This is a genomic window from Paracoccus solventivorans (assembly GCF_900142875.1).
Lineage (GTDB): Bacteria > Pseudomonadota > Alphaproteobacteria > Rhodobacterales > Rhodobacteraceae > Paracoccus > Paracoccus solventivorans.
Genome location: NZ_FRCK01000002.1, coordinates 163,940 through 182,642, shown reverse-complemented (window position 1 = coordinate 182,642; position 18,703 = coordinate 163,940). Strand labels below are relative to the sequence as shown.

At 70.2% G+C, this 18,703-nt stretch carries 20 protein-coding genes, 1 tRNA gene, 1 pseudogene and 1 other annotated feature; of the genes and pseudogenes, 17 read left to right on the top strand and 5 right to left on the bottom strand.

Annotated elements, in window-relative coordinates:
• Nucleotides 1-49: 49 nt before the first annotated feature.
• Entirely contained in the window at nucleotides 50-1,240 is a 1,191-nt protein-coding gene (locus tag BUB57_RS04180; RefSeq protein ID WP_073062626.1) for an aminotransferase, read from the bottom strand.
• A complete protein-coding gene (locus BUB57_RS04175) occupies nucleotides 1,237-2,907 on the bottom strand; it encodes a hypothetical protein (RefSeq protein WP_073062622.1) in 1,671 nt (556 codons plus the stop codon). The genes BUB57_RS04180 and BUB57_RS04175 overlap by 4 nt, the downstream gene beginning before the upstream one ends.
• A 302-nt stretch (nucleotides 2,908-3,209) precedes the next feature.
• Between BUB57_RS04175 and BUB57_RS04170 the strand changes: the two genes are divergently transcribed.
• The 9 genes and pseudogenes from BUB57_RS04170 (at nucleotide 3,210) to BUB57_RS04125 (ending at nucleotide 11,003) form a co-directional block, all read left to right on the top strand.
• Nucleotides 3,210-3,791, top strand: coding sequence for an anthranilate synthase component II (locus tag BUB57_RS04170; protein WP_073063611.1), 582 nt, complete (start codon nucleotides 3,210-3,212; stop codon nucleotides 3,789-3,791).
• The gene (trpD, locus tag BUB57_RS04165) at nucleotides 3,788-4,867 is read left to right on the top strand and encodes an anthranilate phosphoribosyltransferase (RefSeq protein WP_073062619.1); all 1,080 of its coding nucleotides are present in this window, start codon (nucleotides 3,788-3,790) and stop codon (nucleotides 4,865-4,867) included. Before BUB57_RS04170 ends, trpD begins: the two co-directional genes overlap by 4 nt.
• A gap of 63 nt (nucleotides 4,868-4,930) precedes the next feature.
• On the top strand, nucleotides 4,931-5,575 hold the full coding sequence (locus BUB57_RS04160) for a uracil-DNA glycosylase (RefSeq protein ID WP_073062616.1): 645 nt from the start codon (nucleotides 4,931-4,933) through the stop codon (nucleotides 5,573-5,575).
• Between the two features lie 248 nt (nucleotides 5,576-5,823).
• On the top strand, nucleotides 5,824-6,612 hold the full coding sequence (gene trpC, locus BUB57_RS04155) for an indole-3-glycerol phosphate synthase TrpC (RefSeq protein WP_073062613.1): 789 nt from the start codon (nucleotides 5,824-5,826) through the stop codon (nucleotides 6,610-6,612).
• Complete coding sequence (moaC, locus tag BUB57_RS04150; RefSeq protein ID WP_073062610.1) at nucleotides 6,612-7,082, top strand: cyclic pyranopterin monophosphate synthase MoaC; 471 nt, start codon at nucleotides 6,612-6,614, stop codon at nucleotides 7,080-7,082. The genes trpC and moaC overlap by 1 nt, the downstream gene beginning before the upstream one ends.
• Nucleotides 7,079-8,266: a molybdopterin molybdotransferase MoeA gene (locus BUB57_RS04145; RefSeq protein WP_234951979.1), complete on the top strand. Its 1,188-nt coding sequence runs from the start codon at nucleotides 7,079-7,081 to the stop codon at nucleotides 8,264-8,266. Before moaC ends, BUB57_RS04145 begins: the two co-directional genes overlap by 4 nt.
• Before the next feature lie 106 nt (nucleotides 8,267-8,372).
• Nucleotides 8,373-9,095, top strand: coding sequence for a transcriptional repressor LexA (gene lexA, locus BUB57_RS04140; RefSeq protein WP_073062607.1), 723 nt, complete (start codon nucleotides 8,373-8,375; stop codon nucleotides 9,093-9,095).
• 269 nt (nucleotides 9,096-9,364) lie between these two features.
• Nucleotides 9,365-9,943 (top strand): annotated as a pseudogene (locus BUB57_RS16235) (IS3 family transposase); the annotation flags it as partial.
• Nucleotides 9,612-9,728, top strand: a sequence feature (AL1L pseudoknot). It overlaps the preceding pseudogene by 117 nt.
• Nucleotides 9,944-10,823: 880 nt before the next feature.
• Entirely contained in the window at nucleotides 10,824-11,003 is a 180-nt protein-coding gene (locus tag BUB57_RS04125; protein ID WP_073062601.1) for a hypothetical protein, read from the top strand.
• A 517-nt stretch (nucleotides 11,004-11,520) separates the two neighbouring features.
• Here BUB57_RS04125 and gpt read toward each other — a convergent pair.
• From gpt to fabI, 3 genes are read right to left on the bottom strand one after another with little or no spacing between them, the layout of a single operon-like run.
• Nucleotides 11,521-12,051, bottom strand: coding sequence for a xanthine phosphoribosyltransferase (gene gpt, locus BUB57_RS04120; RefSeq protein ID WP_073062597.1), 531 nt, complete (start codon nucleotides 12,049-12,051; stop codon nucleotides 11,521-11,523).
• A 23-nt stretch (nucleotides 12,052-12,074) separates the two neighbouring features.
• Complete coding sequence (locus BUB57_RS04115) at nucleotides 12,075-12,686, bottom strand: LysE family translocator (RefSeq protein ID WP_073062593.1); 612 nt, start codon at nucleotides 12,684-12,686, stop codon at nucleotides 12,075-12,077.
• 25 nt (nucleotides 12,687-12,711) lie between these two features.
• Nucleotides 12,712-13,554 carry an enoyl-ACP reductase FabI gene (fabI, locus tag BUB57_RS04110; RefSeq protein ID WP_073062590.1) on the bottom strand — a complete coding sequence of 281 codons (843 nt, stop codon included), beginning with the start codon at nucleotides 13,552-13,554 and terminating at the stop codon, nucleotides 12,712-12,714.
• A 63-nt stretch (nucleotides 13,555-13,617) separates the two neighbouring features.
• On the opposite strand from fabI, the gene pdxH reads away from it, so the two are divergent.
• The 8 genes from pdxH to BUB57_RS04070 all read left to right on the top strand — a co-directional run bounded on the left by pdxH (nucleotide 13,618) and on the right by BUB57_RS04070 (nucleotide 18,656).
• A complete protein-coding gene (gene pdxH / locus BUB57_RS04105) occupies nucleotides 13,618-14,238 on the top strand; it encodes a pyridoxamine 5'-phosphate oxidase (RefSeq protein WP_073062587.1) in 621 nt (206 codons plus the stop codon).
• Between the two features lie 286 nt (nucleotides 14,239-14,524).
• The gene (locus BUB57_RS04100; protein WP_073062583.1) at nucleotides 14,525-15,271 is read left to right on the top strand and encodes a cold-shock protein; all 747 of its coding nucleotides are present in this window, start codon (nucleotides 14,525-14,527) and stop codon (nucleotides 15,269-15,271) included.
• Nucleotides 15,268-15,774, top strand: coding sequence for a DUF192 domain-containing protein (locus BUB57_RS04095; protein ID WP_073062562.1), 507 nt, complete (start codon nucleotides 15,268-15,270; stop codon nucleotides 15,772-15,774). Before BUB57_RS04100 ends, BUB57_RS04095 begins: the two co-directional genes overlap by 4 nt.
• Before the next feature lie 48 nt (nucleotides 15,775-15,822).
• Nucleotides 15,823-15,899 (top strand) — tRNA-Pro (locus tag BUB57_RS04090).
• A 59-nt stretch (nucleotides 15,900-15,958) separates the two neighbouring features.
• Complete coding sequence (gene aroQ, locus BUB57_RS04085) at nucleotides 15,959-16,399, top strand: type II 3-dehydroquinate dehydratase (RefSeq protein ID WP_073062559.1); 441 nt, start codon at nucleotides 15,959-15,961, stop codon at nucleotides 16,397-16,399.
• A gap of 64 nt (nucleotides 16,400-16,463) precedes the next feature.
• Nucleotides 16,464-17,756 carry an adenylosuccinate synthase gene (locus BUB57_RS04080; protein ID WP_073062556.1) on the top strand — a complete coding sequence of 431 codons (1,293 nt, stop codon included), beginning with the start codon at nucleotides 16,464-16,466 and terminating at the stop codon, nucleotides 17,754-17,756.
• Nucleotides 17,757-17,787: 31 nt separating this feature from the next.
• Nucleotides 17,788-18,000 carry a DUF2842 domain-containing protein gene (locus tag BUB57_RS04075; RefSeq protein WP_073063605.1) on the top strand — a complete coding sequence of 71 codons (213 nt, stop codon included), beginning with the start codon at nucleotides 17,788-17,790 and terminating at the stop codon, nucleotides 17,998-18,000.
• Nucleotides 17,997-18,656, top strand: a complete 660-nt coding sequence (locus tag BUB57_RS04070) for a thiamine diphosphokinase (RefSeq protein ID WP_073062553.1) — start codon at nucleotides 17,997-17,999, stop codon at nucleotides 18,654-18,656. The genes BUB57_RS04075 and BUB57_RS04070 overlap by 4 nt, the downstream gene beginning before the upstream one ends.
• Nucleotides 18,657-18,703 lie beyond the last annotated feature (47 nt).

Sequence of the window (18,703 nt, the reverse complement as noted above, 5' to 3'; positions counted from 1 at the left end):
CTTCTTAGGCAAGGCCCCGCGGACGGGCAAGGCAAAGAAGTTCGCAGCCCTACGGAATGGCGCGGCCCGCCAGCGCCCGCAGCCTGTCGGCCAGCGCCGCGATCCCGGCCGCGTCGACATTGGCAAAGGCGATGCGCAGGTGGCGGGCGCCGTCAGGATCGCCCTTGGGCATGAACATGGTGCCGGGCAGCAGCAGCACGCCCGCCTCATGCACCAGCCGCTGCGCCAGCGCGGCGGAATCTTCGGCGAAGGGATGCTCGACCCAGGCGAAATATGCCCCGCAGCCCTTCAGCCGCCAGCCGTCGAGCCCCGCCACCGCCCGTTCCATCGCGACGCGGCGGCGCAGGATTTCCTGCCGTTCCCCGGCCAGCCAGCCCTGCAGGTTCTGCATCCCCCACAGCGCCCCGATCTGGCCCAGCTGGGCGGTGCAGATCGACAGCGTGTCCAGCAGTTTTTCCACCTGCACCTGCCGCGCGTCGCTGGCGACCAGCGCGCCGACGCGGTGGCCGGTCAGCCGGTAGGCCTTGGAAAAGGAATACAGCTGGATCAGCACCTCGCCCCAGTCGGGGTCAGCAAACAGCCCATGCGGCGCGGTGTCGCGCGAATCGAAGTCGCGATAGGTCTCGTCGACGATCAGCGCGAGGCCGCGGGTGCGCGCGAGGTCGTAGAAGCCGCGCAGCACCTCGGCCGGGTATTCCGCGCCCGAGGGGTTGTTGGGCGTCACCAGCAGGATGGCGCGGGTGCGGGGCGTGATCAGCGCCGCTGCCGCCTGCGGATCGGGCACCATCCCGGGTCCGCATTTCAGCGGCACTGCCTCGATCCCCTGCATGTCCAGCCACATCTTGTGGTTGAAATACCACGGCACCGGCACGATCACCTGGTCGCCTCGCTGCGCGACGGAAGCCGCGGCGATGCAGAACGCCTGGTTGCAGCCGGGGGTGATCGCGACATTTTCGGCCCGCAGCGGGGCGCCGTAAGCGGTTGAGAATGCCGCGGCCACCGCCGCGCGCAGATCGGGGTTGCCCAGCACCGGCCCGTACAGATGCGCCTCGGCCCTTGTCAGCGAGGCCTCGGCAATGGCGCGGCGCAGCCCCTCGGGCGGCGGCTCGACGGGGGCGGCCTGGCTGACGTTGATCAGCGGCCGGTCGGCGGGAAAGCTGGCGCCTTCGAGCCAGCGCCGCGCCTCCATCACCGGGGGGCGGAAGGTGGCGGCAAGATCGGGGTTCAGGGGCAGCATCAGCGGGTTTCCTGGGGCAGCGGGGTGTGCGGGCCGGGGCCGGCCGCGCCGCCGAGCCCCGGCAACGACAGGTCGGGCAGCGACAGATCGGGGGCAGGGCGGGGCGCGCGCGCCTGCGCAGAGGCGGCGGTCGGCGTGCGCGCACCTGCCGGCGTTGCGGCGGGGGCGGTGGCGGCCGGGCTGTCCAGGCCGTTCCGTGCAGCCGCATCCGCGCCGGGGGCGCTGTCCCCGGTCGCGGTTTCCGCGGGAGACTCTGCTGCGTCAGGAGCGGAGTCCGCTGCTGGGGAAGCCGAGGCGCCGGTCGGGACTTGCGCGGCTGGATCAGGGTCAGCGCTCGAGGCTCCCTCCGCCGCGGCGGAGGTTTCCCGCGGTTCGGCCGGATCCGCAGCCGGAGCGGCCGCCTCTGCCTCATCGGCGCCGGCGTTGATCTCTCCGGCCTGGGGCAGGGCGGTTGTCGCTGCGTTCGGCGTGTCAGAGCCGGTTTCGGCCTGCGGCCCCGGGTCCTGGGCCGCCGTAAAAGCACCATCCGCAGCGGCAGGGCCGGTGTCGTCTTGCTCGCCCTCTGCACCCGGGGCAGGCGCCTCCGGCTCGGCGGAACCGGCTGCGAGTCCCGCAGCAGCGACGTCGGTTTCGGCAGCAGGAGAAGAATCGCCGTCGGAAATCCCGCCATCGCCAGCGGCCGTACCATCCATGACCCCGCGGTCCGTGCCGGCTGCATCCTTCCGCGGCAAGGCCGCGCCAGCAGAGGCGGGAGAAGTCGCGGCCGCGGAGTTCGGGGTTTCCGCCGCCTGCCTGAGGGTAGCCGCCGGCTCTGCGGCGCCCTCGCCCGTATCCTCGCCCGCGACCTTGCGGCCCGGCTGCGGGTCGGGATCCGGTGCGGGCAGGCGTCCCGGCGTCAGCGCCGGAGTGCCGGGCCGCGGTTGCGGCGCGGGTTCCGGTTCGGGGTCCGCGGTTTCGGCCAGCACCGCCGGGACTTGCGGCGCGGCGGCCTCGGCCGGGCGTTCGGCCGGCGTGGCGGGGGCGGGCTGGGGTTCGATCCCGTCGCTGTCGCCGTCGTTGCGGCGGGGCGGGGGCGCTTGCTGCGGCGCCAGCGCGGCGGCCGGCGCCACGGGGGGCAGGTCGGCGCCGCGCAGGAACTCTGACCCCACCGGATCGCGCAGCTCTGCCAGCGGCGGGCGCCGGAGCGGAGAGGCGGGGCCCGCATCAGCCGAGACCGCACCCGCTGCGCCCTCTGAGCCCGGGTCGGTTACGACGTCCGCCTGCGCCTCTGCTGGCGTCGCCGCCGCCATATCCATGACGGTGTCCGTATCGGTCACGGCTTCCTCGGCTGTATCCGACGCGGCGTCCGCCGGTGGCGCTCCTGCCGCTTCCGTGGCCGAAACCGGGGCGGCCTCCGCGGCCACCGTATCCGCAGCGCCCGGCACAGGCGCCGTCGTCATGGATTCCTCGACTAGCCCCGCGGGCAGGGCGTCGGTTGCGTCCGGGGCGGGCAGCGCCTCGGTCGGCGACTCGGCGGGCAACTCGACCGCGGCGGGCGCCGCCGGCGAGGATGCCCCGGCTGCGGGCTCTGCCTGTCGTGGCGCGGGGCGGGGAAAGCCCAGCGACAGCGCGGCCAGAGTCGCCCCGCACAGCAGCGTGCCGTGAACCAGTCCGGTCCAGAAACCCGCCATCCGCCTGTCCCCTGCACGTTACCCCTGCCGCTCGACGCGCGCCCCGGCGGCGGAAAAACCGCGGCCCGGGACCCGCGGCGGGGGTTGACCCCCCGCGCGGCTTGGGACCATCTATATCCAACCGCCCGTGGCGGACCACCCCCTTCCTTGCCCCTTTGGGCCCCCTTCTTCGCCCCCGTGTCCCCAAGCGCCCCATCTGTCCGCGAGCCTGAAGCGAGTCTCCGATGACCTTCCTGTCCACTGTCCCGGCGGTCCGTGCCGCCTCGGTTTCCGCCGAAGCCGGTCCGGCGCCGCGGATCCTGATGATCGACAATTACGACAGCTTCACCTGGAACCTCGTCCACTACCTGGCCGAGGCCGGCGCCACGGTGGAAATCGCCCGCAACGACGCGCTGTCGGTGGACGAGGCGCTGGCGCGGCGGCCGGCGGGGCTGCTGGTGTCGCCCGGTCCCTGCACGCCGGGGCAGGCCGGAATCATCGTGCCGCTGATCCGGGCTGCCGCGGAAACCGGGCTGCCGGTGCTGGGCGTCTGCCTGGGCCATCAGGCCATCGGCGAGGCGTTCGGCGGCCGCGTCATCCATGCGCCCCGCATCGTCCACGGCAAGACCGACATGATCACCCATGACGGCAGCGGGGTGTTCGCCGGGCTGCCCTCGCCGCTGCGGGCGACGCGCTATCATTCGCTGTGCGTGGACCCGGACAGCCTGCCCGATTGCCTGCGGGTGACCGCCACCGCCGCCGACGGCACCATCATGGGGCTGGCGCACCGCAGCCTGCCGGTCGAGGGCGTGCAGTTCCACCCTGAAAGCATCCGCTCGGAACACGGGCACGAGATGATCGCCAGCTTCCTGCGCCGTTGCAGCAACTCGACCGAGGCCGCATGACCGCCCCCGCCACCCGTCCCGCTTCCGACCCCCGCCCCGCCACCGACCCGCATCCCGTCACCGACATCCGCCCGCTGATCGGCATCGCCGCCACCCGTCCCCTGACCGGGGCCGAGGCCGAGGCCGCCTTCGGCGCGCTGTTCGACGCGCGGGCGACGCCGGCGCAGATCGGCGGGCTGCTGATGGCGATGCGGGTGCGCGGCGAGACGGTCGAGGAAATGGCCGCCGCCGCCCGCGCCATGCGCGCGCGGATGAACCGCATCACCGCCCCCGAAGGCGCCATCGACATCGTGGGCACCGGCGGCGACGGCAAGGGCACGCTGAACATCTCGACCGCCGCGGCGCTGGTGGTGGCGGGGGCGGGGGTGCCGGTGGCCAAGCACGGCAACCGCAACCTTTCGTCGAAATCCGGCAGCGCCGATGCGCTGACCCATCTGGGGCTGGATGTGATGGGCGGGCCGGCGGTGGCGCAGCGGGCGCTGGACGACTGCGGCATCTGCTTCATGATGGCGCCGACCCACCACCCGGCGATGCGCCATGTCGGCCCCGCGCGCGCGGAACTGGGCACGCGCACCATCTTCAACCTGCTGGGGCCGCTGACCAACCCGGCCGGGGTGCGCGCGCAGCTGACCGGGGCGTTTTCCAGCGACTGGCTGCGGCCGATGGCGGAAACCCTGCGCGAGCTCGGCTCGACCTCGGCCTGGCTGGTCCATGGCGGCGACGGCACCGACGAATTGTCCATCGCCGCTCCCAGCCGGGTGGTGCAGCTGAAGGACGGCGAGATCACCGAGTTCGAGATCTCGCCCGCGGACGCCGGCCTGCCCACCCACAAGTTCGAAGACATCATCGGCGGCGAGCCGGCCGAGAACGCCGCCGCCCTGCGCGCGCTGCTGGCCGGCGCCCCGGGAGCCTATCGCGACGCGGTGCTGCTGAACGCCGGCGCCGCGCTGCTGGTCGCGGGCCGCGCCACCGACCTGCGCGAGGGGGTGGCGCTTGCCCGCGACTCGATCGATTCCGGCAAGGCGGCCGAGCGGCTGTCGCGGCTGGCCGCGATCACCGGCGCGCCGGAAGCCTGACGGCACGATGCCCGGCGCGATCTCTTCTCTTGTCCCCAAATATCCCCGCCGGAGGCTCCGGCGGTGACGCAGCCGCTGCCGCCGCCGGCCTGGGCGCATCTGCCCTTCTTCACCCGCGACTGGCCGGCGATCCGCGAGCGGCTGCGCGGCATGGACTGGCTGCCGGGGCCGGGGCGCGTCTTTGCCGCGCTGGAGGCGGTACGGCCGCAGGATGTCAAGGTGGTGATCCTGGGGCAGGACCCCTATCCGACGCCGGGCCACGCCAACGGGCTGGCATTCTCGGTCAACCCGGGGGTGAAGCTGCCGCGCTCGCTGGCCAATATCTTTGCCGAGCTCGAGGCCGACACCGGCGCGCGCCCGCCCTCGGGCGACCTGAGCCACTGGGCACGGCAGGGGGTGCTGCTGCTCAACACCTCGCTGTCGGTGCTGCCGGGGCAGGCGGGGGCGCATGCGGATTGGGGCTGGGACCGGCTGGCACGCGAGGCCATCACTGATGCGCAGTCCCATGGGCCGTTGGGTTTCATCCTGTGGGGCGCCCATGCCGCCCGCGTCGCCCGCGGCCTGCCGCGCCCGCAGGACCTGGTGATCGAAAGCCCGCATCCCTCGCCCCTGTCGGCGCGGCGCGGTTTTTTCGGCTCAAGGCCGTTCAGCCGGGTGAACGCGTGGCTGCTGGCGCAGGGGCGCGATCCGATCGACTGGTCGGGGTGATGGCGCGGCCGGACCGGGGGTTTTCCACCCCCGGCCACTGCCGTGGCCTTCCTCGCTGAAAACAGTCCGCTGGACCATCCGGCGGGAAAACAGCCTTGGGGGCTGTTTTCTGATCCGCCTTCTATTCCGGGCGCTCGGAAGCCCCGAGGATATTTATGTGATGAAGAAAAGCCGCGCGTTGCCGTGTGGGCGCGGCGGTGTGGGGGGAGGCAGTTGCGTCCGGCCCTGCCGTGGCGCTATCTGTGTGCATGGATATTCTGGAACGCATCAAGAGCTACAAGCTCGAGGAAATCGCCGCCGCCAAGGCCGCGCGCTCGCTGTCGGCGGTCGAGGCCGAGGCGCGCGCCGCCCCGCCCCTGCGCGGCTTTGCGCAGGCGCTGGCCGACAAGGCCGCGACCGGCCCGGCGCTGATCGCCGAGATCAAGAAGGCCAGCCCCTCCAAGGGCTTGATCCGCCCCGACTTCGACCCGCCGGCGCTGGCCCGCGCCTATCAGCAGGGCGGCGCCGCCTGCCTGTCGGTGCTGACCGATGCGCCCTCGTTCCAGGGCGCGCCCGAGTTCCTGACCGCCGCCCGCGAGGCCTGCGAGCTGCCGGTGCTGCGCAAGGATTTCCTGCACGACCCCTATCAGGTCGCCGAGGCCCGCGCCTGGGGTGCCGACTGCATCCTGATCATCATGGCCTCGGTCGACAACGCGCTGGCGGCCGAGCTGGAGGACGCGGCGCGCCATTGGGGCATGGACGTGCTGATCGAGATCCATGACGAGTGGGAACTGGACCGCGCCATGCGGCTGGAATCGCCGCTGATCGGGGTGAACAACCGCAATCTCAAGACCTTCGAGGTGGATCTTGAGACGACGCTGCGGCTGGCCCCGCGCATTCCCGACGACCGCGAGGTGGTCTGCGAAAGCGGGCTGTTCACCGCTGCCGATCTGGCGCTTGTGATGCAGGGCGGCGTCCGCCGCTTCCTGATCGGGGAAAGCCTGATGCGCCAGCCGGACGTTGCCGCCGCCACCGAAGCCATCCTGAAGGTCGAGTGATGCTGACCCATTTCGACGCCGCCGGCCAGGCGCATATGGTCGATGTCTCGGGCAAGACTCCCACCACCCGCGAGGCGGTGGCCGAGGCTGTCGTGATCATGTCCCCGGAAACCCTGGCGCTGGCCCAGGGCGGTGCGGCCAAGGGCGACGTGCTGGGGGTGGCGCGGCTGGCCGGGATCATGGGCGCCAAGCGCACCGCCGACCTGATCCCGCTGTGCCACCCGCTGCCGCTGGACAAGGTCTCGGTCGATCTGGTGGCCGACCCGGCGCTGCCCGGCGTCCGCATCATCGCCACCGCCCGCACCACCGGCCGCACCGGCGTCGAGATGGAGGCGCTGACCGCGGCCTCGGTCGCGGCGCTGACGGTCTACGACATGCTCAAGGCGGCGCAGAAGGACATGCGGATCGAGGGCATCCGCCTGCTGAAGAAGACCGGCGGCAAGTCCGGCACCTTCGAGGCCGCGCCGTGACCGCGCTGAGCGTCGATCAGGCGCTGGCGCTGGTGCTGGGGCTGGCGCGCGCGCCGCAGCCGGAACGGCTGGCGCTGGCCGAGGCCCGCGGCCGGGTGCTGCTGGCGGATGCGGTGTCGCAGATGACGCAACCGCCCTTCGATGCCGCCGCGATGGACGGCTATGCGCTGCGCCGCGCCGACCTGCCCGGGCCGCTGCGGGTGGTGGCCGAGGCCGCCGCCGGCCGCGGCTGGGACGGCACGCTGGGGCCGGGCGAGGCCGCGCGCATCTTCACCGGCGCCCCGGTGCCCGACGGCGCCGAGCTGGTGGTGATGCAGGAGGACACCACCCGCGACGGCGATCTGGTCACCGTGACCGTGCCGCAGGAGCGCAGCAATATCCGCCCGCGCGGCAATGATTTTTCCGCCGGCGACCGGGTGGTGGCGGGGCGGGTGCTGTCGGCGGTCGATCTGGCGCTGCTGGCGGCGATGAACGTGCCGCAGGTGACGGTCGGGCGGCGCCCGCGCGTGGCGGTGCTGGCCGGCGGCGATGAGCTGGTGGCCCCCGGCGGGACGCCGGGCCCCGGCCAGATCATCAGCTCGAACGATCTCGCCGTGGCGGCGCTGGCCCGCGATGCGGGGGCCGAGGCCCGGATCCTGCCGCTGGCCCGCGACACCGAAGCCAGCCTGCGCGAGGCATTCGCCGCGGCCGCCGGCGCCGATCTGGTGGTGACCATCGGCGGCGCCTCGGTCGGTGAGCACGACCTGATCGCCCGCGTCGCCGCCGATCTGGGGATGGAGCGCGCCTTCCACCGCATCGCCATGCGCCCCGGCCGGCCGCTGATGGCCGGGCGGCTGGGCGAGGGCGCGATGCTGGGGCTGCCGGGCAACCCGGTCTCGGCGATCGTGACCGCGGTGCTGTTCATGCAGCCGTTGATCCGCGCGATGCAGGGCCACGCGGCGCCGCAGCCGGTGGTGCGCCACGCCGCGCTGGCCGGCGACCTGCCCCCCGAGGGCGGGCGCCAGCATTATCTGCGCGCGGCGCTGCGCGAGGACGGGCGCGGCACCGTGATCGCCCCGTTCGGCGACCAGGATTCCGCCCGGCTGGCGCTGCTGGCGCAGGCCGATGCGCTGCTGGTCCGCCCCGCGGACGACCCCGCGCGGCGTGCGGGCGAGCTGATGCAGTATATTCCGCTGCCGCGTTAACGGTTTCTTCATCCGAATCGGGATATGCGTTGACCTGAAAGGTGAACGTGCCTAGAACATTGGATGAACCTGCCCCGTTCGGGGCCGTTTTTGCGGGGATTGTGCGGTGCTGACCAGAAAGCAGATCCAGTTGCTCGAGTTCATCCAGAAACGGGTGGCGCGCGATGGCGTGCCGCCCTCTTTCGATGAAATGAAGATCGCGCTCGACCTGCGGTCGAAATCGGGCATCCACCGGCTGGTCACCGCGCTCGAGGAACGCGGCTTCATCCGCCGCCTGCCGCATCGCGCCCGGGCGCTGGAGATCATCCGCTTGCCCGACGCACTGGCGCGCGGCGAGGAAGGGACGGGTGAGGGGGCGGGCGGCTTTCAGCCGCGGGTGATCTCGAACGACCGCCCGGCACCGCCGCCACGCCCGCGCGGGGCGATGCCCATCGTCGACAGCCCGGCGGTGGAACTGCCGGTGATGGGTCGCATCGCGGCCGGAGTGCCGATCGAGGCGATCTCGGAAATCTCGCATCATATCGCGGTGCCCGGCTCGATGCTGTCGGGGCGCGACCATCACTATGCGCTCGAGGTTCGCGGCGATTCGATGATCGAGGCCGGGATCAACGACGGTGACGTGGTGGTGATCCGCGAACAGGACACCGCCGACAACGGCGACATCGTGGTGGCGCTGATCGAAGGCGCCGAGGCGACCCTGAAACGCTACCGCCGCCGCGGCGGCATGATCGCCCTCGAGGCCGCCAACCCGGCCTATGGAACCAAGGTCCTGTCCGAAGACAAGATCCGCATCCAGGGCCGCTTGGTCGGGCTGATCCGCAGCTATTGATTCGGAAGAGGCTGCGGCGGGAGTTCTGTGGCGAGGGCAGGAGGGAAGCAGCGCGCGAGATGGAGGCCTGCGCCGAGGCATGACGCGCTGTTGCCGGGGCGGCGCGGTGGTTGCTGTGTCTCTCGCTTGGCCTGCTGCAAGGCAGAGGTTGCGATGTCGCTTCTCGAAGCTGCGCCAGGGACGCCGGGTGAACCGCGCCGGGTTTGCTGGAGGCTCCCACTCCTGAGTAGGGTGGGGCATCAGGAGCACGACGAACAAGTTCCCCTGAAGTGCGTGAGCGTGCCGTGCGGCTGGTTCTCCACAATGAGGGTTAGCACGGATCGCGGTGGCGGGCGGTGATGTCGATTTCCGCGAAGATCGGCTGCGCGGCCCAGACCCTGAACGAGTGGGTCATGAGGCCGAGGTCGACAGCGGTAAGCGCGCGGGCATCCCGAGCGACATGGCCGAGAAGATGAAGGCGCTGGAGCGGGAGAACCGCGAGCTGCGTCAAGCGCACGAGATTCTCCGCAAGGCGTCAGCTTATTTTGCGATGGCGGAACTCGACCGCCGGTGGAAGTGATGGTGTCGTTCATCGACGTGCATCGCGGTGTGCATGGGGTAGAGCCGATCTGCAGCGTGCTGCCGATTGCCCCGTCCACCTATACGCTCATCTGGCCAAGCGTGCTGACCCGGCACGGATGTCGGATCGGGCGCACCGGGACGCGGCCCTGCGCTCTGACATCCGGCGGGTGTTCGAAGAGAACTGGCAGGTCTACGGCGTGCGGAAGGTCTGGCGGCAGCTCGGCCGCAAGGGCTTCAACGCGGCCCGTTGCACGGTGGCCAAGCTAATCTGTAGCATAAACAGGGCGCAGCAGCATGTGACACGCTATTGCCGGGACGGCCCGTCGTTGCCTGTGGGTAAAGCTTGCGGCGGGTAGACCAGGAACCTCGCCTCATCGGCGATGCCGAGCAGGTGACGTCTCGGCAAAGCGCTGGTGGATTCAGCAAGGCGCCGTTGGAGTAGCGCGGCCGCGGCCTGCGGCGGATGCGACGGCGGAGCCGTATCGAAGAGGAGCCGCTATCGCGCTCCAAAAATCGTCCCTTTGAACCGCATTGGCCTCATGTGCCGCTGGCCGGGGCGATTCTGCGCCGCCCAAGCGCTTGAGACGAGCCAGGCAAGGGCTGGGTGCAGCGGATCCCGGTCTTTGCTTGCCGGTCGGACTTTATCCGCATTGCGCTCGGCTTGTGGTCAGGACGTGGGGAACCTCAAAGCTTCCTTGCCCAGTGCAGGGCCGCATTCCAGAGTCGCGGAACGCGCTGGAGAACCCTTGTGACCGCCGTTCCGCCTGCGCTCAGCCCAGCCAGAGCACGGCGATGGTGGCCAGCGAGATGGCGGCAACTCCCAGCATATCGGCGATCGCTTCGGGCAGCTTGGACAGGGGGAACATGAGTGTCTCCATGTGTGTTTTTATTTTGTTCCCATTATTTTTACCCTTTGTAAAGAACAATCGTGGAACATGGTTGGAGATGAGAGCTGCTGGGGGAGGCGATAGAATGATGCTCTGCGGTTGAAACACCTTCGACGCGCCGCCTCGATTCGTTGGGCGCGGCTTCACCTGCGGATTGTGAACTACGCGCCGCGGTTGCACCGAAAGACCGCCCCGCGATGCAACCCTGCGCCCGCACCGCACGTTGGGAAGCGAACGGAAAAAGGCTCCGGCCACGACCTCAGCCCGAAAGGAGAGAGCCATGGGCAACCTGCCCTTCGAACGCAACCGCTACAACCCGGTCCGCGACACCACCCCGGAGGAAGCCGAACGCAACAAGCGCCGCCAGGCCGAACAGGATGCCGCGCAAGACCAGGGCGAGCCCGGGCGCAGTGTGCCCCCTGAAGGCGAGGACAAGATCCCGGGCGAAAGTGGCGAATGATTGGACCCGCCGGCGCCGGAGAAGGGGCCTATGTTGAGATGACAGGATCGAGCCCTGTTGCTTGGCCCTGTGCTTCCTGGTCGCGGGAATTCTTCCGCGGCGTGCTTGCTGAAAGTTCCTAGCTTTGAACCGCCTCTCGCCAATGCGAGTTCTCGTGCAAGTTGCACTGCCGTCGGCGCTGCTTGCACCGGGAAGAGCGACACTGCCTGTCTGCCGAAATCGGACGGGCTTGCGATACCGCTCTACGTCTGCATGAGAGGTCCCCACAGAAGGAAGAACCCAGAGGCTGTGAATGACGTTGGTGATGGGGCGGTAATGTGAAACGTCTGCAGGGCGTATCCGAGGAACGAGCATATCGGGGAAGCGTCAACGCCTTCCCTGGAAAATCAGTCGGTTCCGCGCTGAGGCTCGACGTATTGCAGCGCATGCCTAGGGGAGGAAGCCCCAAGCTTCCCGGCTGACCTCGACATAGGAACCTCCACCCCAACCCGCATCCGGGAAGCCCCCACCCGAAAGATCAGTCGCTCCCCCGATACGGCTCGACATATTGCAGCGCCAGGTCCCAGGGGAAGAAGATCCAGGTGTCCTGGCTGACCTCGGTGATATAGGTCTGGGTCATCGGCTGGCCCTTGGGCTTGGCGTAGACGGTGGCGAAATGCGCGCGGGGGTAGAGCTTGCGCACCAGTTCCAGCGTGCGGCCGCTGTCGACCAGGTCGTCGACGATCAGCACCCCCTCGCCGTCGCCCATCATCTCGGCATCGGGGGCTTTCAGCACCTGCAGCTCGCCCTGTTCGCCCTTGCGATAGGATTTCACGCTGATGGTGTCGATGGTGCGGATGTCGAGCTCGCGCGCGACGATCATCGCCGGGACCATGCCGCCGCGGGTGATCGCGACCACCGCCCGCCACTCGCCGCCGCCCTGCGGGGCCTTGTCCTGCAGCCGCCAGGCCAGGGCTCGGGCGTCGCGGTGCAGCTGGTCCCAGCTGACGTGAAAGCCGCGTTCATGCGGCAGGCGGTCGGGGCGCGGATTGGAGGGCGGGATGGACATGGGGCGGGCTCCTTGGGTTCTTGTCAGTTGCGAAGCATCAGCGTCAGGCCGAGTGCCCCGATCAGCGTGCCGGCGATGCGGTCGATCGCGGTCTTGGCGGCCCGATAGGCGCGGCGCATCGGGCCGGTCGCCATCAGCGCGGTGACGGCGGCGTAGAACCCCAGCTCGACCGCCAGCGCTACCAGATAGACGACGGCGCCGCCGAGGCTGGACAGGCCGGGAAACAGGGTCAGGATGACGCTGCCATAGAACAGCGCGGGCTTGGGGTTGGACAGGTTCAACGCCAGCCCTTGGCGAAAGCCGGGGCCGGTGGCGGCGGCGCCCTGCATCTCCAGCGGCTCGGCGGCGTGGCGCCACATCTGCACCGCGATCCAGATCAGATAGGCGCCGCCCAGCAGCCGCAGCAGCGTGTAGGACTGCGGCACCACCCGGAACAGCACCGTCAGCCCGAACAGCGCAAACAGGCACCAGACCGAGGCGCCAAAGGCCAGCCCCATCGCATAGGGCATCGAGGCCTGCCGCCCGCGCGCCGCGGCCGAGCGGCTGGCCGCGATGATCGCCGGCCCGGGCGAGAGGATCGCGAACCCCAGCGTGGTGACGAACAGCGCCAGCGCGGGCAGGGTGATGGCCTGCATCAGCGTCGTCCCGCGCCCGCAAGTGTCATTCGGCGGCCTTGCGGCCCGTCACCGCGTCGATGTCGGGGGCGTCCACCGCCTTCATGCCGACGACGTGATAGCCGGCGTCGACGTGATGGGTTTCCCCGGTCACCCCGGACCCGAGGTCGGACAGCAGATACAGCGCCGACTTGCCCACGTCGTCGGTGGTGACGTTGCGGCGCAGGGGCGAGTTCAGCTCGTTCCATTTCAGGATATAGCGGAAATCGCCGATGCCGCTGGCGGCCAGCGTCTTGACCGGCCCGGCAGAGATCGCGTTGACGCGGATGCCGTCCTTGCCCAGATCCTCGGCCAGATAGCGGACCGAGGCTTCCAGCGCGGCCTTGGCCACGCCCATGACGTTGTAATGCGGCATCACCCGCTCGGCCCCGTAATAGGTCAGGGTCAGCACCGAGCCGCCGTCGGGCATCATCGCCGCCGCCCGCTGCGTCACCGCGGTGAAGGAATAGACCGAGATGTCCATCGTCATCAGGAAATTGTCGCGGGTGGTGTCGACATAGCGGCCGCGCAATTCGTCCTTGTCGGAAAATCCGATGGCATGGACGATGAAATCCAGCTTGCCCCAGCGGTCCTTCAGCGCGGCGAACAGCGCGTCGACCGATTCCATGTCGCCCACGTCGCAAGGCAGCACGATGTCCGACCCCAGCTGCGCGGCCAGCGGATCGACCCGCTTCTTCAGCGCCTCGCCCTGATAGGAAAAGGCCAGTTCGGCGCCCTGCGCCGCCACGGCGCGGGCGATTCCCCACGCCATGGACTTGTCATTTGCAAGGCCCATGATGAGCCCCCGCCTGCCGGCCATCAGCCCCATCGCCGGGGTATCGCTTGACATGGGTTGTCCCTCGCGCTTTCAAACTTGCTCCGAGAATTAGGCGAAAGGCCGGAAGGCATCAAGATGAGCGACCGCACCGGGATTTTTCAGGGCGAGGATCCTTTCGCCATTGCCCGCGCCTGGCTGGACGAGGCCGCCGCGACCGAGCCCAATGACCCCAACGCCATCGCGCTGGCCACGGTGGACGCGGACGGGCTGCCCGACGTGCGCATGGTGCTGCTGAAAGAGATCGAGCCGGGGCCGGACGGCGGCTTCGTGTTCTATACCAATTACGACAGCGCCAAGGGCCGCCAGATCGCCGCGACCGGCAAGGCCGCCTTTGTGATGCACTGGAAATCGCTGCGCCGGCAGATCCGGGTCCGCGGCAGCGTGACCCGCGAGGAAGGCGCTGCCGCCGACGCCTATTACGCCAGCCGCGCGCTGCAGTCGCGCATCGGCGCCTGGTCCAGCCGGCAAAGCCAGCCGCTGGACAGCCGCGGGACGCTGATGGCCGAGGTGGCGCGGCAGGGGCTGCGCCACGGGCTGTCGCCCGCCCGCCCGCCGTTCTGGGGCGGCTTCCGCATCACGCCGGTGCAGATCGAGTTCTGGGCCGACGGCGCCTTTCGCCTGCACGACCGTTTCCGCTGGACCCGCCGGGCTGCGGCCGCGGGCGGCGGCTGGGACATCCAGCGGCTGCAGCCCTGAGTCCGGGCGCCTCTGCCGCGCCGCCCCGGCCGTTCCGGCGGGCCGCGTGGCGCCTGCGCCTGCCCGGCGCGAGGCGCCGCCCGGACAACTGCCGCCGGGGCCACGCACCGCTTCTCGGGTCAACATAGTTTGTGGACAAACTTGTCGCATCCGACCTTGTGCAGCTTTTCCTGCGCCCGGACGGGTGTTAGCTTGTCTCCGACGCCGGTTCGCGGCACGACTTTGCAACTTGTGCCCGGCGCGACAGGAATATCTCCGCGCCGAGCCTCAGAGGTATAATCTTGTAATGAATGGCGAAGAACCCGGGATCGGCGAATACGTCAAAGGCCAGATCAAGTGGTTCGATCCGGTCAAGGGGTTCGGTTTCCTGGCGGATGCGGAAGGCGGGCCCGACGTGCTCGTCCACGCCAATGTGCTGCGCAACTTCGGGCAAAGCTCGGTGGTAGAGGGGGCGCTGGTCGAGGTGCTGGCGATCCGCACCCCGCGCGGCCGGCAGGCGTCCGAGGTGGTGGCGGTGGTGCCGGCCCCTGCCGAATCCATCGCGCCGATCGCCGATCTCGAGCCGCTGGAGGATGCCGACCTGAACGCGCTGCCGCTGCTGCCGGCGCGGGTCAAGTGGTTCGACCGGATGAAGGGCTTTGGCTTTGCCAATATCTTCGGGCGCAAGGGCGACGTGTTCCTGCATGTCGAGGTGCTGCGCCGCTGGGGGTTCGCCGATCTGCAATCGGGCGAGGCCGTGGGGCTGCGCGTGGTCACCGCCCCGCGCGGGCTGATGGCGGCGCAGATCCTCGCGTGGGAACGCGCGGTGTCGGATTCGCTGGACCCCGAGCGTTCGGGCGAGGGCGAGTCGCAAGAGGATACCGGCCCCGCCTCCGCCTCCGCGGCTTCGCTGGAATCGCGGTCCGATCTGTCTGCGCCCCGGGGTGAGCCCCGCGCCGACCCGCCCGCCGCCCGTGGCGAGCGTCGTGTCGCGGCCGGGCGGCTGCTGCAGGGCGGCTCGGCGCTGATGCCGATGTCGAAACAGGCGCTGTGAGGGGCGCCCGGCGCATCGTCGCCGGGGCGCTGTTGCCGCTGGCGCTGTCGGCGGGGGCGGCGGCTGCGCAGGGCAGCTGCGACCCGGGGCAGGTGGTGCTGACCACGCCCTCGGGGTCCCATGCGGTGTTTTCCGTCGAGATCGCGGCCGACCCGGCCGCGCGCGCCCGCGGGCTGATGGGGCGCCGGCAGCTGCTGCGCAGCCACGGGATGCTGTTCGTCTATGAAGCGCCGCAGCCCGCCGGGTTCTGGATGAAGGACACGCTGATCCCGCTGGACATGCTGTTCTTCGACGAAAAGGGCGTGCTGCGCCACGTCCACCCGCAGGCCCAGCCCCACGACCTGACCATCATTCCCGGCGCCGCCCCCGGCGACCCCGACCCCAAGCGGCTGCTGGTGCTGGAACTTGCGGGCGGCGAGGCTGCGCGCCGCGGGCTGGTCCCCGGCACCACCCTGCGCCACCCCGTCGTGCCGCAGGCCACCGCCGCCGCCCCCTGCGACTGAGTTTCGCCCTTTCGCCCGCCGCGCCGCTGGTCTAGAACACGCTCGGTCCGGGGCGTGGCGCAGCCTGGTAGCGCGACGGTTTTGGGTACCGTAGGCCGGAGGTTCGAATCCTCTCGCCCCGACCAGCAGTCAGGCGGTTCCCGGGTGGGCCGGTTTACAGTCCGGTTTACAGGATGGTTCTTGAATGACCCGCATGATCCATGTCCTCAACGGCCCGAACCTGAACCTGCTGGGCCAGCGCCAGCCCGAGGTTTACGGCCACGAGACGCTGGCCGATGTGGAAACCCGCTGCACCGCGCTGGCGGATCAGCTGGGGCTGGGGCTGCGGTTCCGGCAGTCGAACCACGAAGGCCAGCTGGTCGACTGGATCCACGAGGCCCGCGCCGAGGCCGCCGGCATCGTCATCAACCCCGCCGCCTACAGCCATAGCTCGGTCGCGATCCTCGATGCGCTGAACGCCTATGACGGGCCGGTGATCGAGGTGCATATCTCGAACATCCACCGGCGCGAGTCCTTCCGGCACCATTCCTTCGTCAGCGCCCGCGCCGAGGGGGTGATCGCCGGCTGCGGGACCGAGGGCTATCTGCTGGCGCTGCGGCGTCTGGCCTCGATCCTGGGGCAATAGCGGCTTCCCGGGGCGATCTTTCGGGGCTATACCGCGCCCCGCGCACGTGACCAAAGGAATTGTGATGGCGAATGTGGTGGTGGTCGGCGCCCAGTGGGGCGACGAGGGCAAGGGCAAGATCGTCGACTGGCTGTCCGAGCGCGCCGACGTGATCGCGCGGTTCCAGGGCGGCCATAACGCCGGGCACACGCTGGTGATCGGCGGGCAGGTGTTCAAGCTGTCGCTGCTGCCCTCGGGGATCGTGCGCAAGAACAAGCTGGCGGTGATCGGCAACGGCGTGGTGCTGGACCCCTGGGCGCTGTTCTCCGAAATCGACAAGCTGTCGGGGCAGGGGGTCGAGATCTCGACCGCGAATCTGGTGATCGCGGAAAACACCCCCCTGATCCTGCCGCTGCACCAGGACCTGGACCGCCTGCGCGAGGAAGCCGCCGGCAAGGCCAAGATCGGCACCACCGGCCGCGGCATCGGCCCGGCGTATGAGGACAAGGTGGGCCGTCGCTCGATCCGCGTCGCCGATCTGGGCGACGAACAGACGCTGGACGACCGGCTGGACCGGCTGCTCGCGCATCACGACCCGCTGCGCCAAGGGCTGGGGGCGGACCCCATCGACCGCGCGGCGCTGCGCGCGCAGCTGCTGGAGATCGCGCCCAAGCTGCTGCCCTATGCGCAGCCGGTGTGGAAGGTGATGGCCGACGCCCGCAAATCCGGCAAGCGCATCCTGTTCGAGGGCGCGCAGGGCTCGCTGCTGGACATCGACTTCGGCACCTATCCCTATGTCACCTCGTCCACCACCATGTCGGGGGCGGCGGCCTCGGGGACGGGCATGGGGCCGGGGGCGATCGGCTATGTGCTGGGCATCGTCAAGGCCTATACCACCCGCGTGGGTTCCGGCCCGTTCCCGACCGAGCTCGAGGACGAGATCGGCCAGCGGCTGGGCGAACGCGGCCGCGAGTTCGGCACCGTCACCGGCCGCAAGCGCCGCTGCGGCTGGTTCGACGCGGCGCTGGTGCGCCAGACCTGCGCGATTTCCGGCGTCCACGGCATCGCGCTGACCAAGCTCGACGTGCTGGACGGGTTCGAGACGCTGAAGATCTGCACCGGCTACACCGTCGACGGGGTGCATTACGACCACCTGCCCACCGCCGCGGCGCTGCAGGCCCGCGCCGTTCCGGTCTACGAGGAAATCGAGGGCTGGTCGGAGTCGACCGAGGGCGCGCGCTCCTGGGCCGATCTGCCGGCGGCGGCGGTGAAATACGTCCGCCGCATCGAAGAGCTGATCCAGTGCCCGGTGGCGCTGCTCTCCACCAGCCCCGAACGCGACGACACCATTCTTGTCCACGACCCCTTCGCGGATTGATCCGATGGCGGGGCCGGGCAACGGAAAAGAGATGTCGCTGAAGGCCCGCAAGCGCTGGTCGCTGGTGCTGCTGCTGGTCTGGCTGCCGATCTGGATCGTGATCGCGGTCACCCTGATGAACTGGCTGGACGCGCGCTTCGGCCGGATGCCGATCTGGGCCGAGGTGCCGGTCTACATCTTCCTGGCCTTTGCCTGGGCGATCCCGTTCCGGCATGTGTTCCGGGGGATCGGCCGCGGCGAATGACGCCGCTGCTGTCCATTGCGCAGGGCGTCACCCTGATCGGCGGCGGCGCGGTGTCGGACGCGGATCTGGCGCAGGCGACGGTGCTGGCGCCCGCGATCATGGCTGCCGACAGCGGCTCGGAACGGGCGCTGGCGGCGGGGCTGATGCCGCTGGCGGTGGCGGGGGATTTCGATTCCCTTTCGGCTGAAGTGCGGGCGCAAATCCCCGCCGCCCGGCTGCACCATATCGCCGAGCAGGAGAGCACCGATTTTGAAAAATGCCTGTCGCGGATCGCCGCGCCCTTCGTGGTGGCGGTGGGGTTCGCCGGGCCGCGCCATGACCATCTGTTAGCCAATCTGACCACGCTGACCCGGCTGCGCCACCCGCCCTGCCTGCTGCTGGCGGGCACCGACGTGATGATCGCAGCGCCGCCGCGGCTGGCGCTGGACCTGCCGGCGGGCACGCGGGTCTCGCTCTACCCGCTGGGGCGGGTGAGCGGGGAAAGCCGCGGCCTGCGCTGGCCGATCTCCGGGCTGGTGTTCGAGCCGGCGGGCCGTGTCGGCACCTCGAACGCCGCCTTGGGCGGCGCGGTCGAGCTGGCGCTGGACGGGCCCTGCATCCTGATCCTGCCGCGCCGGCATCTGGCGCACGCGGTGGCGGCGCTGACCGAGGGTTGATCTCTGCCGCAACGGCTTGCGCCCGCCCCGTCGCGCTGTAGCCTGCC

Coding starts and splice junctions, on each gene's coding strand:
- BUB57_RS04175 (WP_073062622.1), bottom strand. CDS start 2,907: ATGGCGGGTTTCTGGACCGGACTGGTTCACGGCACGCTGCTGTGCGGG.
- BUB57_RS04170 (WP_073063611.1), top strand. CDS start 3,210: ATGATCGACAATTACGACAGCTTCACCTGGAACCTCGTCCACTACCTG.
- trpD (WP_073062619.1), top strand. CDS start 3,788: ATGACCGCCCCCGCCACCCGTCCCGCTTCCGACCCCCGCCCCGCCACC.
- trpC (WP_073062613.1), top strand. CDS start 5,824: ATGGATATTCTGGAACGCATCAAGAGCTACAAGCTCGAGGAAATCGCC.
- moaC (WP_073062610.1), top strand. CDS start 6,612: ATGCTGACCCATTTCGACGCCGCCGGCCAGGCGCATATGGTCGATGTC.
- BUB57_RS04125 (WP_073062601.1), top strand. CDS start 10,824: ATGGGCAACCTGCCCTTCGAACGCAACCGCTACAACCCGGTCCGCGAC.
- gpt (WP_073062597.1), bottom strand. CDS start 12,051: ATGTCCATCCCGCCCTCCAATCCGCGCCCCGACCGCCTGCCGCATGAA.
- BUB57_RS04115 (WP_073062593.1), bottom strand. CDS start 12,686: ATGCAGGCCATCACCCTGCCCGCGCTGGCGCTGTTCGTCACCACGCTG.
- fabI (WP_073062590.1), bottom strand. CDS start 13,554: ATGTCAAGCGATACCCCGGCGATGGGGCTGATGGCCGGCAGGCGGGGG.
- pdxH (WP_073062587.1), top strand. CDS start 13,618: ATGAGCGACCGCACCGGGATTTTTCAGGGCGAGGATCCTTTCGCCATT.
- BUB57_RS04100 (WP_073062583.1), top strand. CDS start 14,525: ATGAATGGCGAAGAACCCGGGATCGGCGAATACGTCAAAGGCCAGATC.
- aroQ (WP_073062559.1), top strand. CDS start 15,959: ATGACCCGCATGATCCATGTCCTCAACGGCCCGAACCTGAACCTGCTG.
- BUB57_RS04080 (WP_073062556.1), top strand. CDS start 16,464: ATGGCGAATGTGGTGGTGGTCGGCGCCCAGTGGGGCGACGAGGGCAAG.
- BUB57_RS04075 (WP_073063605.1), top strand. CDS start 17,788: ATGTCGCTGAAGGCCCGCAAGCGCTGGTCGCTGGTGCTGCTGCTGGTC.
- BUB57_RS04070 (WP_073062553.1), top strand. CDS start 17,997: ATGACGCCGCTGCTGTCCATTGCGCAGGGCGTCACCCTGATCGGCGGC.